16 protein-coding genes are annotated in these 15,270 nt (G+C 39.9%); 9 read left to right on the top strand and 7 right to left on the bottom strand.

Annotated features, from left to right (window positions below):
• Positions 1-45 precede the first annotated feature (45 nt).
• Positions 46-795: a dihydrofolate reductase family protein gene (locus I588_RS00200; protein ID WP_010756903.1), complete on the top strand. Its 750-nt coding sequence runs from the start codon at positions 46-48 to the stop codon at positions 793-795.
• A gap of 216 nt (positions 796-1,011) precedes the next feature.
• Positions 1,012-2,070 (top strand): zinc-binding dehydrogenase, encoded by a 1,059-nt coding sequence (locus tag I588_RS00205; protein WP_010756904.1) that lies wholly within the window; start codon positions 1,012-1,014, stop codon positions 2,068-2,070.
• Between the two features lie 546 nt (positions 2,071-2,616).
• Here I588_RS00205 and I588_RS27780 read toward each other — a convergent pair.
• The 7 genes from I588_RS27780 to I588_RS00235 all read right to left on the bottom strand — a co-directional run bounded on the left by I588_RS27780 (position 2,617) and on the right by I588_RS00235 (position 6,277).
• The gene (locus I588_RS27780; RefSeq protein ID WP_245569583.1) at positions 2,617-2,733 is read right to left on the bottom strand and encodes a putative holin-like toxin; all 117 of its coding nucleotides are present in this window, start codon (positions 2,731-2,733) and stop codon (positions 2,617-2,619) included.
• A 94-nt stretch (positions 2,734-2,827) separates the two neighbouring features.
• Positions 2,828-3,523 (bottom strand): DUF2922 domain-containing protein, encoded by a 696-nt coding sequence (locus tag I588_RS26670; RefSeq protein WP_010756905.1) that lies wholly within the window; start codon positions 3,521-3,523, stop codon positions 2,828-2,830.
• Between the two features lie 27 nt (positions 3,524-3,550).
• The gene (locus I588_RS00215) at positions 3,551-3,934 is read right to left on the bottom strand and encodes a hypothetical protein (RefSeq protein ID WP_010756906.1); all 384 of its coding nucleotides are present in this window, start codon (positions 3,932-3,934) and stop codon (positions 3,551-3,553) included.
• A 55-nt stretch (positions 3,935-3,989) separates the two neighbouring features.
• Positions 3,990-4,208 carry a DUF2922 family protein gene (locus I588_RS00220; RefSeq protein WP_010756907.1) on the bottom strand — a complete coding sequence of 73 codons (219 nt, stop codon included), beginning with the start codon at positions 4,206-4,208 and terminating at the stop codon, positions 3,990-3,992.
• A gap of 14 nt (positions 4,209-4,222) precedes the next feature.
• Positions 4,223-4,432 (bottom strand): DUF1659 domain-containing protein, encoded by a 210-nt coding sequence (locus I588_RS00225; protein ID WP_010756908.1) that lies wholly within the window; start codon positions 4,430-4,432, stop codon positions 4,223-4,225.
• 381 nt (positions 4,433-4,813) lie between these two features.
• On the bottom strand, positions 4,814-5,530 hold the full coding sequence (locus tag I588_RS00230; protein WP_010756909.1) for a competence protein ComK: 717 nt from the start codon (positions 5,528-5,530) through the stop codon (positions 4,814-4,816).
• A 45-nt stretch (positions 5,531-5,575) separates the two neighbouring features.
• Positions 5,576-6,277 (bottom strand): hypothetical protein, encoded by a 702-nt coding sequence (locus I588_RS00235; RefSeq protein ID WP_010756910.1) that lies wholly within the window; start codon positions 6,275-6,277, stop codon positions 5,576-5,578.
• Between the two features lie 981 nt (positions 6,278-7,258).
• Here I588_RS00235 and I588_RS00240 point away from each other — a divergent pair.
• The 7 genes from I588_RS00240 to I588_RS00270 all read left to right on the top strand — a co-directional run bounded on the left by I588_RS00240 (position 7,259) and on the right by I588_RS00270 (position 14,944).
• A complete protein-coding gene (locus I588_RS00240; RefSeq protein WP_010756912.1) occupies positions 7,259-8,374 on the top strand; it encodes a tyrosine-type recombinase/integrase in 1,116 nt (371 codons plus the stop codon).
• A 566-nt stretch (positions 8,375-8,940) separates the two neighbouring features.
• Positions 8,941-9,588, top strand: coding sequence for a WxL domain-containing protein (locus I588_RS00245; protein WP_010756913.1), 648 nt, complete (start codon positions 8,941-8,943; stop codon positions 9,586-9,588).
• A 72-nt stretch (positions 9,589-9,660) separates the two neighbouring features.
• Positions 9,661-10,707, top strand: coding sequence for a WxLIP family cell surface protein (locus tag I588_RS00250; protein ID WP_010756914.1), 1,047 nt, complete (start codon positions 9,661-9,663; stop codon positions 10,705-10,707).
• Positions 10,708-10,712: 5 nt separating this feature from the next.
• Positions 10,713-11,096 (top strand): LPXTG cell wall anchor domain-containing protein, encoded by a 384-nt coding sequence (locus I588_RS00255; RefSeq protein ID WP_010756915.1) that lies wholly within the window; start codon positions 10,713-10,715, stop codon positions 11,094-11,096.
• On the top strand, positions 11,089-13,869 hold the full coding sequence (locus tag I588_RS26275; protein WP_010756916.1) for a WxL domain-containing protein: 2,781 nt from the start codon (positions 11,089-11,091) through the stop codon (positions 13,867-13,869). The genes I588_RS00255 and I588_RS26275 overlap by 8 nt, the downstream gene beginning before the upstream one ends.
• A gap of 16 nt (positions 13,870-13,885) precedes the next feature.
• Positions 13,886-14,113 (top strand): hypothetical protein, encoded by a 228-nt coding sequence (locus I588_RS00265; RefSeq protein WP_010756917.1) that lies wholly within the window; start codon positions 13,886-13,888, stop codon positions 14,111-14,113.
• A gap of 108 nt (positions 14,114-14,221) precedes the next feature.
• Positions 14,222-14,944, top strand: a complete 723-nt coding sequence (locus I588_RS00270; RefSeq protein WP_010756918.1) for a winged helix-turn-helix domain-containing protein — start codon at positions 14,222-14,224, stop codon at positions 14,942-14,944.
• The last annotated feature ends 326 nt before the right edge of the window (positions 14,945-15,270 follow it).

Raw genomic sequence — 15,270 nt, forward strand, 5'->3', positions numbered from 1 at the left:
CGAATTTCAATATGCTGCATTTCTTAAACATAAAGGAGATTTCTCATGAATAGACCAAGAATTACCCTCCATATTTATTCTTCTATAGATGGAAGAATTACTGGACCCTTTTCCGAATTTCCTAAAAGTAAAAAAGCAGCGGAGTATTTTGAATCCATCGGTTTTAAAGAGGATAGAGACGAGTCTTATCACTTTCAAGGGTGGATTTATGGAACAGAAACGGGAAAAGAATTCACTGAGCATAGGAAGCTTCAACTGAATGATTTATCAGAAGAAATTCCTTCCGGTGATTTTATTATCAATCAAGGTAAGGAAAAGTATTATATTTCGTTTGATCGTCACGGGAAACTTGCTTGGGATAAAAATGTTACGTCTTATGCAGATATTGAAGCGCATGTAATAGAGGTTCTAACAGATCAGGCGAGTGATCAGTATAAGGCGTATTTAAGAAAGCTAAGTATTCCTTATATTATTGCAGGTAAAAACGAAATTGATATCCCACTGGTGCTTTCTAAGTTAAAGATTGAATACGGATTAGGTAATCTTTTGCTTGGTGGAGGCGGAGTGCTGAATTGGAGTTTTATCAGTGAAGGCTTTTGCGATGAAATCAGTTTAATTGTAGCTCCGTCGATTGACGGTAAAACGGATAGTGCAAGACTATTTAACTCAAGGTTTAACAATAATCCTCAGACTATCGGTTTCAAATTAAAATCAGTTGAAGTATTTGAAGAAGATATTTTATGGATAAAATATGCAGTGGAGCATTCTCAAGCTGTGTACAACAAAAATAAGTAAAGAACTTCAATCAAAAACGAGAATATCGTCCATTTCAAGGAGGATAACTTCAGACTATTAATTGACTGAAAGCAACGCGAATAGTCAGTTCTTTAGGTTAGATAGACAGTATACTGTTAGAATTAGAAATAGAGCAATTTATTAAAAATTAAGCTGAAAGGAATGGAGTACCAAATAGTAGAAAAATAAAATATTTGGATTCCAAGGTATAAAATAATGAAAGCTACAATTTTTGAAAAAGAAGGACTAGTTACGGTTCAAGAAGTTGAGAAACCAAGTTTACAAGCGGATGATGACGTGATCATCAAAGTAGTCCGTGCGTGTGTCTGTGGTTCGGATTTGTGGTCTTATGCTCATGGTGATAATAAAGAAGCCCACTCAGTGAATGATGGTCATGAAGCTTTAGGAATTGTCGAAGAAATTGGCTCAGCAATCACCACTGTAAAGCCGGGAGACTTTGTTATTGTGCCTTTCACACATGGTTGTGGCGAATGTGATGCTTGTCGTTCAGGCTTTGATGGGACCTGTGATCGTCACCAAGGAGCTACCAACTGGTCTCATGGTTTCCAATCTGAATACATTCGTTTCCATTATGCTAATTGGGCATTAATCAAAATTCCAGGACAACCGTCTGATTATACTGAAGGAATGATTAAGTCTCTTTTGACTTTAGCAGATGTCATGCCAACTGGCTATCATGCAGCTCGTTGTGCTCATGTTCAAAAGGGAGATAAAGTTGTTGTCATCGGTGATGGTGCGGTAGGTCAATGTGCGGTTATAGCAGCAAAAATGCGGGGGGCTTCTCAGATTGTTCTTATGAGCCGCCACGAAGATCGCCAGGAAATGGCGTTACAGTCAGGAGCAACAGCTGTAGTTGCTGAACGTGGAGAAGAAGGTATTGCCAAAGTCCGTGAAATTTTAGGTGGCGGTGCTGACGCGGCTCTTGAGTGTGTAGGAACAGAGGCGGCGATTGACCAAGCTCTGGGCGTCCTTCACAACGGTGGTCGTATTGGTTATGTGGGCATTCCGCATTACAATAACCGACCACTTGGTTCAACCTTTGCACAAAATATTTCAGTAGCTGGTGGTTCGGCATCTGTAACGACGTATGATAAACAGTTCTTGCTGAAAGAAGTTTTGGACGGGAATATAAATCCAGGGCGGGTGTTTACCCAAACTTACGATCTAGATGACATTAATCAAGCTTACCAGGATATGCAAGATCGTAAAACTATCAAATCTATGGTTGTTGTATCTGATTCGTTTCAAGAGTGAGATTTTTAGTTTTACTTAGTGTTTTAGAAGGGCTTATTACGGATTAATTTAGGCAGAAGTCGCCCATCTTCTATAGGAGGGTGATGAATGCCGTTTGGTGTGAAAAGAAATATCATAGGTAATTGGAAAACGACAAAAAAGGCTTAGTCTCCTTATTTTGTTTCATTTTATAATCCCAGGTTACAAATGATTAGTTTTTATCTTTACTATTGCAGCGCAAACGGATTGTGCTGCAATTTTTTTGTTTTACTTACAAAACTGTAGTTGCCAATCGGATCTGTCACAGGGAATGACCGATTCTTATAAATAAATGATGCTATACTAAATACTCTTTTGTAATGGTTCATTTTGAAATCCGCTATTTATCTGTTTGAGAACAAAAGAAACAGCTACTTATTTGGCTTGAGACTCAATTAGGCCATTCAATCCTGCAATCCTTGTCGGTTTGAAGAAAAAATGCTACTTAAATAATCCCTTACTCATAACAGAGGTGCCGCGCGAACACCTCAGTAAAGCACCGTTTAAGACGGTGACTGTGAGTAGAGCTTATTTCTTGTGGTGTCGATCAATGGTAATGATCAAGGTGGCAAAGGCAATCGCCAATGTCAACGCCTGATACACAGTCATGGCGGAAGTCCCTTTCCTAGGATGAACATAAAGCATCACTCCTTTCTTAGAGCTCAGCCACCGCCATAAACACTGCTAAGTCAGATCATCACCCCCTTTACGTACCACAAGGACAGGGTGGGAAATCAAGCTAACGCTTTTTCTTTTTGCCTTTTTTCTTTTTCTTCTGGGCCTCATGATAGGCTCGGATTCGATCTACCTGGGCTTTTCGCGGATTCACAGGTTTCTGGACCGTGGGACTATCCGATTTTGACGACTCAGAATCAGCTGCTACAGTTTCTAATTGTTGGGCAGATGTGCTTGGAATCATAGAATTCTTCTTGGCTTGCTCAACAACAGCTGTTAGTGATTCAGGGTTTGTGACAGGAGCTTTCAAAGAAGATGGAGCTACCATCGGTTTCTTTTCGATAGAGTTCATTGTTTCTGTTGCTGGAACAGCTGCTTTAATTGCTTTTGGTGCAGTTGCTTCTTCAGCTGAAATTTCTTCTACTACGATTTTTGCTTCATTTACAACTGGCATTTCAGAGACTTGGGCTTCTTCTTCAGAAACTATATGTGCCGAAAAGATATTGTTGGGATCAGCGACATAGGCTTCTGGTGTTGGTTTTGATAAATCAAAAAGCGGTGTTTCAATGGTTTCAACGAATTTCGCTGAAACGACTTTACAAAATTGACGAATACCATATTTTTCAAATAAGTGGATGGTAGTCATAGCTTCTAAGGCTTCTTTAATTGCCTCTGGGCTTTTGTTTGGATCTGGATCATTGAAGCTCCAGCTGTGGTTTTTGCCTGCGGCATTTTCAAATACGGCTGCTAGTTTTAACATATTTTTTTCTCTCCTTTATTTGTTCTCTCAGGAACTTTCTAGTGTAGTAATTTCATGTGCGACAACGGTTGACGGGACGACGGACATTAATTCAGTAGTGACATGTTCAGGTGGAAAACACCGAGCTGACAGGATCTTCCACTCTTTTTCATTGAAATATTCTCTAAAGAAATAGAAGTAACGGAGCAGCGCACGAGTGCTTTTGTTATTGGCAAACAGATGCTTTACCAAGTCCTGCAGGAACAATTCAAAATCAGACTCGCCTAACATGTGGCGAACTTTCATGGCTAGTAATAGCTGAATTGTTACTGAGCTATCACGAGTTTCTTGATAGTAGTGAACAATTTGTTCTTCGAGTTTATGGCGTTTCAAATGAAACAGCTGATATTGAGTAAAGGGCTGTTCAGTCATTGGTAGTTTCCTCCTTTAGCTCCCGCGACTTTGTAGCCGCGGGGCAATTTAGTAATTAAAAGATTGGTGTTTCTTGAGTAGTGACAAATTCTGCACTCTCTACTGAGAAAAACTGGCGGATGCCGTCTTTTTTGAATAAGTTTAGAGTAGTTAATTCTTCTAAAGTTGCTTTGATTTCTGCTGGAGTCTTGGTAGTATCTGGTTCGTTATACCTCCAGGTTTGGACTTTATCGGCTTCGGTTTTGAAGCGGACAAGCAATTTTGTTTCTGGCATAGGTTCCTCCTTGATTAGTATTTAGTAACACGAGTTTGGTTAGTGACGATTACACTGTCTAAGCCGCTGCCGTCTCCGGCTAAGTCAGCCATGACTTCACCTAATTTAGTAATGTCGGCTTCGGCTAGGTTAGTGATGACGTTGCTGAAGTTTACTTTCTTTTGTTTGTCTTTGCCTGCTTGTTCGATTTGTACCTGTAATTTTGTGCCTAATTGTTGAATCATTGAAATTTCCTCCTGTGGAATAATTTTTTTGTTCCGGCCGGTGACTAAACAATAAAACATAGGAATAAAAAAACAAAACAGCAATGTTTCCCAAAAGGGGTCAATGTTTCCAAAGGTAAAAAGTACTGTGCGATTAAATCGACATTCTTGTTTGCCGACTTGGAAACATTGGGGGTGTTTTGGAAACATTGTTATTTTTCGCTGAGTAGGTGATAAAGCTTGATTTAAAGCTGATTTCACCTGTTTTACCAAAAGGAGAAATTCGAAAACCGCATTTAAAATAACGAGAGTTAAATGATATATTCCCTCGGATTATCAGTTGGAAGTAAAAAAAGCACCCATTCTTTTCGTTAGAATGGGTGCAATTAATCGTTTATCTAATTAGCTGTCTATTTCAGGAGGTTCACCATAAAGAGATTCATGCCAAAGCAAATGTTCCTCCAGCTTGTATTGTTTTGAAAATTCACCAGAAGTTAACAGCCAATCCTGCAGCAGTTCTTGTTTATTTAAAATCCGACCAAAAGGGGTGCCAGGAATTGACACGTAACTTAGCGGATGTCCTTCAGCCTTCATAAAGATAGAATAGTCCTGACGATAGGTCGCCAAGGAATAAACCGCCTTGTTCGCTAGGGCGATCAATGACTTCTTTACAACCGATAGCTTTAAAGCAAGGCCGTTGGTTAATACGACTGTCGTATAGCTGCCTTTCTCTGTTGCATCAAAAATAGTCAAGGGGTTCAGCCAAGTCGATTCCTCAGGTCTAGTAATCGGAAACAAGGCAAAATGAGCATTCACAATCGGCACTTTTTGAGAAGGCAGGCCCTTTAAGGATTTGCAGGTTCGCCGCATCAGCTGATAATCCATCAACCGATGGGTGGCAAAAAATCGCTCGATCATTTCCAACGGTTCCTCATCCACTAAATAGGCCTGATGATCCTGTATAACCAGAGAGCCATTGTTCCTTGGTATAGGACAGACTAAATGAATTTCTTCCATATTCCAATAATTGAACATAGGAGTGGTATCTAAAAAATACTCCCAATCCTCCGACATTCCTTCACCTAAAACTTTTCCTTCAAATTCACGCTTCTTACTCATGACAATCACTCCTATCAACCGGTATGTAGTGCTTTGTTTGAAACTCTAAGCTGTGATCACACAGGGGGAGGGTGGCACAAATTTGTTTTCCATAAAACCCAGGAATGAAGAATGACCAGGAGACAGTAAGGACTTCTTTATCAAATGAGAATCCTTTTCCGATAGGAGTGAACCAATCAACGTCAGCTGTTTTTTCAAATAGTGGTGAAAGGGGGTATCTAAAAGACGAAGAGACCCAAGTAAATAGTGATCATTAGATCGATGCAGGGCAAACGTACAAGCAGTTTCAACCGCCAATCGTAAGAAAACCTGGCAATCAATGGATACATCCAAGAGTAACCCATTGTCCAATTCAACTAAAACGCCTTCATTTCCACAATATAGCTGATAAATATGCAAAGGATTCACCCAAAGGACGCCTTCCGAATGGGGAACAGCACTTAAACAAAATGTTGAAGTCACCAAAGAGACCGTTCCAGACGAGGACGGTTGCAACTCCGCATTCACAAAACGATGGATAGTTAACCATTTCTGGACCATTTCACGCGGCTTCTCCTCTGTACTAAAGACACCAGAATCCTTCACCACTAATGTACCTAAATCACAAGGCATAGAGACCAATGCTGTTATTTCACCTAAGTCGTAATAGTTCAGTGGTGAGGCTGCCTCACAGATATAAACCCAATCTTCAGATAATGTCTCCCCTCTAAGAACTCTCTCCTTCAATAACCAATCATACGTTTTCATTTTCAAACTTACCTCCTCAATATGTGTTACATCAACAATCATACTACATAAAAAAATGTTGTAAATAGCCTTTTTTTTAGGAAAATGTGAAAAATAACACGATTAAAAAGAATGGGTAAGTTTTTTTGGCATTAATTATTTGAGAAAAATACCTTGTAATATGTCGGGGATGAAATAATCGTTTGTTATATCGATAGAATCGTGTAATTTTCTGAATGTTCAGTAATTAGGGTGAAATTATAAAAGAAAAATAATGGATCTCAAAGAAAATCCATATTTAGAACGTAATTTATTTACTGATAAAGGACGAATAAGAAATAATTTACGTAAATGAGTTTAAAAAAATATTAAGGAAGAAGGATGATACCTGATAGGAAGATAAAAGAAGAAAATTCAGCGAAGAAGAATCCGAAACAGCGGGGAACAAACGTCGCCTATGAAATGGTAAACGAATCTTATAAATAACGAATGTATAAAATTTTGCGGATAGGTAATTCGCAGTGGTTATTCTTATTCATAGAAATGGATAGGTAGAATAACTCCTGTTATATAAGTGAAAAAGAGACCTTACTCGCAATTGATGAGTAAGGTCAACTAAGGTAAAAATATTTGAATAGAAAAACGCAAATAATTTTTTTAAGCTATTGATCAGTAAGAGGAAATTTGCTAGATTTAACGTTGCCGTTTTCAAAAATGCTTTGAAGATTCTTTCCTGTTTGACCATAAAACACGAAAATCTTCGATATATATTTTTATATTATTGAATCGGCGTGTTTGCTGGAGGAAATCTTCATTTCGTAATTATTGTAAAATATTCAAACGAATAAATCAATAGTTAGATTAAAATTATGTGATAATAATTTTTGGAAGAGGAAATTTAGCTATTCAAAGTGAAATTAATGAAGAAAATTAGGCTTGAAATTGGTCTTTTTCAAGTCGTCAGAATGAATCGTCAACTATAGAAAAGGGGAATGTTATCTTATGGCACGAACAGGTGAAAATATTTATCACCGCAAAGATCTTCGGTGGGAGGGGCGCTACAAAAAAGGCCGCAAGGCGGATGGCTCAATTAGGTATGGTTACGTGTACGGCAAGTCCTATGAAGAAGTCAAAGAAAAACTAGGACCGTTACGCAGACATGCCCAAATCACACTGGAACTCTACGGAAAAAGCGTAGTGGAATACGATGAATGGAGTCAAACTTGGCTGGCAGAACAACAAAAAGTGGTGAAACCAGCTACTTATTCCAGTTATCTAAGCAAACTCAGAAAATATATCTGGCCACATATTGGAAAAATGGCATTGTATGAATTAGATGAGGCTACCATTCATCAAATGATTCAAGGATGGATTCAAGCTGGATTGTCATTAAGTAGTATAAAAGTGATCTTTCGTATCGTAAAGCAATCTTTAAAGTTTGCGATCCAAAAAGAATTATTGCAGAAGAACCCATGTGAATGGATTCAATTGCCTAAAGGGCCGAAAGAAAAAGTCCATGCATTGACATCCAACGAACAACAACGTTTAGAAAAGGTAGTCTCTAGCGAGAAAGATCTGCGAGCAAAAGCGGTCATCTTAGCTATGGAGACCGGCATGCGGATTGGTGAAATTGCTGGTTTAAAATGGGAGGCAGTTGATCTGGATAGGCGGTTAATCAAAGTAAATCATACCTATCAGCGAATACTGTCTGAAGCCGGAGACAAAACAATATTACACTTGGGACCGCCGAAATCAGAGTCCTCTCATCGGGTGATTCCTATGACAAGCAAACTTCATCAGTTATTGTCTGGTCTAAAGAAAGAAGCAAACTCAGACTTTGTTTTCTCGGTAAAACAGAAGCCTTGTGAACCAAGACTATTAACCTATCATTTCCATCGTGTACGTAAAAAAGCCAAGCTGGAGGACATTCACTTCCATCAACTTCGACATACATTTGCGACCCGTTGCTTGGAAGCTTCAGGGGATACCTTAAATGTCAGCTTCTTGCTAGGGCATGACACGCCACAACTGACCGCAGCGGTTTACTTTGATTCCATCGTTGAAAAACGAATCGCCGTGATTGGTTTAATGGAAAAAGCACAACAAAACATCGCATAATTGATAAGAAACCGTTTTCAAAAAATGTTTTCGGTTGGGCTTATTCCCCCTTTTTTTCTTTTTTTCAGAGAAACCGGTTTCCTTGAAAAAGACTATAAAGAATCTCCAAAGTGCTCAAAAAAATCCTCTCTCGATGATTGAAATGGACTCCTTGAGAAAAAATTATTAATTTTCCGCGACTTTGATTGTTATTTATTTTGGGTAACAAAGAAGGAAAAGCCGTCATAAAAAGCCGTAGCGTATGACGAAGGCATGTGGATCTAAGGATTGACGTGTGAGTCCTGTTTTATGGTCAAACAGGAAAGAATCAGAACAAAACCAGTATAACATTTTTATCGTTTTTAATTAAAAATCGAATGAATGATTCGACTTATAACAAAGCCAGAATGAGTAAAGTCACGGTTTAATTTTAAAAAAGACTTTTTGATTTTGGATGAGAATTTGGCTTTTCAAAAAAACGATGAATTTTGCAGAATTATTGATGGTTTATCATTTCGGTGTTCATTTGGTATCAAAATGAGAGCGTCATTTTCGATATAAGAATCTTTTAAAGGGGAGAAAATGTAATGAAAAAGAAATTAGTAGTAGGATTAGTAACGAGTGCAAGTGTATTAGGTGTTTGTGTGGCTGGTGCGACGGCATTTGCAGCAGTAAAAGATACTCACGACACCAATGTAGGCATTGGATTCTCGGGACACACCACACCACCAGGATCAGATGATTTAACTTTAAAATGGGCACCGATTAGCTTTGACTTTGGTAGTTCAAACACAGTCAATGCAGCAGCGCAGGCATTCAATGAAGATACAGGCGCTAAAAAATACGTGGTAGTTAGTGATGCACGTACAACAGGCTCAGACAAGTGGGAATTAACAGCCAAATTAACACAGTTGACGAGTGGTTCTTCTACTCTAACAGGTGCAACGTTATCCTTTGATTCTGTGAAAAAAGGGTACGTAGGAACAGCTTCTCCAGAAACAGTAGGTTCAATTATTGCACCAACAGCACTTCATACGGCAACAGTTACATCACCTACCCAAACCTTAACACCTGGAGCAGCAGCGGTGGTTGTGATGTCAGATGGAACCACTTCTTACAAGGGTGATACTGCTATGGAAATGGACAACATCAAATTGAATGTACCTGGCGGTGTGGCAGCTGAAGGAAAACAATACAGCGGCAAACTGACTTGGTCATTGGATGATACTGTCTAAACAAATGAAAAACGAAGGAGGAGCAGGAGATCGTCTCCTCTCCCTCTTTTTTTCCTGTAGGAGGAACCAGTCATGAAACAAATGTATAAAATTTTAATCAGCTTCATCCTCCTAGGGTTCATCGGTTGTATTGTCCCTTTGCAGGCCCAGGCAGACGAAACCGGCGGCACTCCAGCAGGCTTTACGGTGGAGAGTGTGATTCCGGAAAACCAAGTGGATGTCACCAAAAGCTATTACTATTTGCAGGTAGAACCAGAGACAGAACAAGTCATTCAAGTAAAAGTCCGCAGTAAGCAAGAGGAACCTGTCACTGTGAAATTGGCGGTTCACGATGCGGTGAGCAGTTCAGTCGGAGCGATAAACTATGCCGAAGCCAAACCCAAGCTGGATGAAAGCTTAAAGCAGCCCATCACAGAACTAGTGAAAATTAACGATAACCTGAAGGAAATTACTGTGGCAGACTTTGAAGAAAAAATCGTGGAGTACACCATCAAAACACCGAAAGAGCCATTTGCCGGTGTGAAGTTAGGTTCCTTGCGTTTTGTGAAAAAAGACGATACCGAATCAGATAAGCAGCAATCCGGGGTGGTTCCTGAGTATGCCTATGTGATTGCCATGATGTTGACCGAAGATAAAACGACCTTTAATCATGGAGCTGATCTAAAGCTGAAGGACGTTGATTTGAAGCTTTCCAATGGACGAAAAGTCGTGGCGGCGAACCTTCAGAATGACCAGCCGAAAGTCTTACAAGAGCTCAAGCTTCAAGGTCAGGTGAAACGAAAAGGTGAAAACGACGTCTTGGAAAAGTATGAGATGGAGGACTTCTCTGTCGCTCCAAATTCCAATTTTGATTTTGAAATTCCGTTAGGTATAGAGAGTTTTCGACCAGGGACCTATGTATTCACTGGTGAAGGGCAAGGCGATGGTCGAACCTGGAAGTGGGAGCAGGAGTTTACCATCGGTCAGGCGAAAGCAGACAAAGTCAATGAAGAAGCAGCCTATCAATTACGAGTACCTGAGTGGGTGCCATGGGTAGCAGCAGGATTAGTACTTGCCCTGGCAGGAATAATCGGCGGCTTAGTTTACCGACAGAAACAATGGAACAAAGGGAGGAAGTGAGGGATGTGAAAGTTAGAAACTGTTTTGTATGGTTAACCATAATATTAGGTTTATCCTTCCCCATAACCACATCTGCCCAAACGCAGGAAAAAGGAACCAATGTTGGCATCGGTTTTCGTACAGAGCAGCCAAAGCCGACACCAACACCCGTTCAGCCACTACCGTCTGAACCTGTCCCGATCAACAACGTATTACCAGCAACTATCGGACAGACCAGATATTATACACAATCCGATCAACCGCAGACAGCCAGTAAAGGAACCTTGCCAAAAACCGGAGAACAACGGCAGGTGGTTTTCCTTCAGTTCATTGGACTAGGCTGTGTTGCCAGTTGCTTCTGGTTGTTTCTCTTTACTCGTCTGAGAGAGGAGGAGCAAGAGAATGATTAACCAGCGACAAAAGCTACGGACATTTTTCTGTGCCTTACTGGTTACGAGCCTACTGCTTTCAACTTCCCCAGTGTTTGCCGAAACAGTTCAGGACGTACCAGTCGGTGAACCCACGATTTCTTCAAAGGCCGAAGATCCATTGAAGGAATACAAAGAACGAGCTCAAAACCAAGTCCCCATGGCGGAGAGCGTGGAGTCACAGGATGTGCCAGAAAAGACAAGCGAGATAGAAACTTCCCCAACAGAATTAAAAGAAACAACAGGTGAATCCCTAACACCTACTAGTGAGTCAAGTGAAGAACAACCGGAAATGACCAATCAGCGGATTGAACCGCAGGGCGGTATTATGCCGCTGGCTGGAAAGACATTAAGAGAAGGGTTGCCAGGTGATCCACTTCCTTATGATATTGATAAGAATTTTGCGGATGTGCTTCGAACTATTTATCCAGCTGCACCCAATCCTATGACGGATGATTTTATGGAGAGTTTGGGGAGTTTGAATGTAAATAGCAAAAATCTAACAAGTCTTAAGGGGATTGAGTATGCAGTGAATTTGTATCTTCTGAATTGTAGTTTTAATCAGCTAAACGAATTGGATGTTAATAGTAATGTTGGATTGATGACTTTGAATGTAAACTCCAATAATCTAACAAGTCTTAAGGGGATTGAGCATGCAGTAAATTTGACTCAACTAGTCTGTGAGTTTAATCAGTTAAGTGAGTTGGATATCAGTAGTAACACAAAATTATTTTTCTTGAACTGTAGATACAATCAGCTTAGTGAATTAGATGTAAGTAGCAATACAGGATTGACGAATTTGAGTTGCGGTAACAATCAACTTAGTGAATTAGATGTAAGTAGCAATACCGCATTGACAACTCTAAGTTGCGCTAACAATCAGCTTAGTGAATTAGATGTTAGCAATAATACCGCATTAACGTCTTTGAATTGCGGTAGCAACCCACTAAGTGAGTTAGATGTAAGTAGCAATACCGCATTGACAACTCTAGGTTGCGTTAACAATCAGCTTAGTGAATTAGATGTTAGCAATAATACCTCGTTAAAGGTTTTGGATTGCAGAATCAATCAAATTAGCGATTTGGATGTAAGCGAACATTCATCCTTGATTGAGTTTTATTGCAGTGACAATCAAATTAGCGAATTGAATATGAGTGGCAACCCATTATTGTTGTTTTTTTTATGTTCTAACAATCGGTTAAGTGAATTAGATATAAGCAGCAATACTGCATTGATGCAGCTAAGGTGTGAAGGTAATCAACTTGGAAACTTAGATATAAATAGCAATATAGCTTTGTACGATTTGCATTGCAGTTCTAATCAGTTGAGTGAATTGGATGTAAGTAGTAATACAGCATTAGTGAATTTATTTTGTCTTGACAATCTGTTAAGCAAACTGGATATCAGTAACAATACACTTTTAACGACTTTAGATTGTTCTAGCAACCGCATTAGCGACATAAGCTCTGCCAATGGACTAACAGCATTAACAGATTTTAATGCATCCAATCAACAAATCACTATCCCTGTCCCTCCAGTATCTCTGACTGATGAAGCGACAGTAGATGTTTTAAAAACAACTGCACGAACAGGTTTAACTGCTACTAACGTGGATATCAATCCAGCTCCAGCAACCATTCTCCCCAATGCCAGTAATGGAGATCTTATTGACCTAACAGGAGTGACTAGGGATTCGTTAAGTGATAAGTCGATTAGTTTTGAATATGCTAGCTCTGCATTGCAAGAAGGTGCGAGTACTTACACAACAAAGCTTTTTTCAGGGATAATTACCTTTGCGGATGTTAGTGAACTAAAGAATGAATTACAAGTTAGCTCTAACAAGACCAAAAGTGGTGAAGAATTGACTTGGACTTGGACAATTACAAGTTTAACTGAAAAGAAGGCTGAAGATATTAAAGCGACCTTTACCTTACCTAATTATGTTAATGGAGATATTACGGATATTGTGATCACTAAAGGAGCAAGTAGTGTTGCTGGAGACATGAATCATTTGAATGGCACTACCAGTTTAGGTAATTTAGAGCAGCGTGAATCAATTGTGATAACCTTTAAATCAGTTGCTAGAGGCGATCCTGAGTGGCACGAAGCGATTGGTCGTTTAGATTGGTCAGATACAACACCGTCTAGTCCGCATTATAATGAATCGAAGCAACCGTTTAAAATTCTTGATGACGAGCAAACCGATACGCCCAAGGATTCGCTGGACATGGGGATTTTATCTGTTCCGATCTATTTTAACTTTGGTATGCAAGATATTGATTCTACGTTACAAACCTATTCGTTGCATACACTGAATTATCAATCTAATACCAATGTAGTGACAGATGGGTTCTACACACGAGTTAAAGATGAGCGGTCTTCGAATACAGGCTGGGAGTTAACAGCTAGTCTGTCGGAATTTGTGGACAAATCAGGAATTGGGATGCCTAATGGGAGCGGAACTTCATTGAAACTGCACAATATGTCTATTGAAAAAGTGACCAATCGGGATACTCCGCAAGAGGGTATTGATCCATCACCATCGGGCACACCGAGTACGGTGAAAACGACAGAGACCTTAGTGGCCGGTGATGCTGCGAAGACAGTGGTTGATGCAGGAGCCTCTGAAGGGGATGGAACCTGGCAGCTGCGGATGCCGTTTACTGATCTTTCGTTGAATGTTCCTGCGAATGCTGGGAAAAAGGGAACGGTCTATCAGGCGAAGCTAACTTGGTCTCTGAATAGTACACCTTAGTGAAAGGAGAATGTACATGACCATTCCAATGTGGTTGGGCGTATTCGGCTTTCTAGCGATTGCCGGGCTGGTGAGCTTTTTGATCTTTTTTGTTAAGGACAGCCGGCTGCGGATGGAGTACGAGAAGAAATCGACTGTGTTGTTAGTAGATTGCGGCTTATTGTTTGTGATGCTGCTGGCAGTTGGTGCGGCGATCTTCTTATATCTTGATTGGCAGGCTCAATTGAACTATTTTCTATCCTGAGAGTTGAAAGGGAGGGGAACCTCCCTTTCAGCTACTTTTTTAAAGCGTTAGGGGGATTCGTGCCTACATAATTCGTTTACTACAAGTAACATAGAAAGAGGTGTCATCATGAGTCGGATTTTGATGTTAACCAGATGTCAATATGCAGAAGAAGAGTTAGAGAGACTGATTCGCAGACTAGGGCATGAGTTGTTTTGCACAATGAGTATCCTAGACACGATTAAGTATGGAAAAGCTTCTTCCGAGTTTTTAGAACAATTTCAAATCATCCTGTTAAGCGAAACCATCTCCAATCAAGAGTGTCAAGAAATCATTGGACAATTAGATAGAGATCAGTTCATCTTTATTCAATTAAGCGGCAATGTCTTGTCGAAGGGTGAACAGGAAAGAAAGCAACACGAAGGAATTACCTATTGCTTATCAACTTCAGCTTCCTTAGAAACATTTAGAGAAGTGCTAAGCCAGCAACCAAAAGGCCGAAACAAAGAAGTCTTTTCTCTGAGTACGAATGACAAGTACTTACCAGAAGACTTACTGGCGCTGCTGTCTCTTACTAAAATGGAAAAAAGAGTGTTTCAGGAATTAATGAAATCAGAAGGACAAACCGTGTCTCGTGAGATTCTCTGCCGTGAAATTTGGCAGGCAGAGCCGAACCAATCCACCCAATCCCAACTATCCACTCTAATCAGAAAGATAAAAGCTAAAATGGATAAACTGGGAATAAACAGCGGCTGCATTAAGACACAATGGGGTCACGGGTACATGCTGGATATGGAGGTTTTACACAATCGATCAACTGTCGATCATTCAATTCTTTATCAGGCGCAATAGATTAGAACGGCTATGCTTAAGTGTGCAGCCGTTTTTTGTTGGAGGGAGTAGTGGTGGGAGTGGGTTAGATTAGATTGGGCATTTGAACCGAAGGTTGATTTGAGTGAGTAGAGAATATAACGATAACAATCAACAGCTGAGCATAGAGATAGAATGATCGGCTTAAGCAGAAGTTTAATTGAGAATATTTGGATTTAGTAGAATGATTTCTCTTAGTAGGAGTCATTTTTTTGCTAGCGATTATTTTTAATTAATTGTCTAAGATTCTTTTATAATTACACGTGTTATAATATTGGAGAGTGATCTTAAAGAGGAGCGTGGAGAAA

This window comes from Enterococcus pallens ATCC BAA-351 (assembly GCF_000407485.1).
Taxonomy (GTDB): Bacteria; Bacillota; Bacilli; order Lactobacillales; family Enterococcaceae; genus Enterococcus_A; species Enterococcus_A pallens.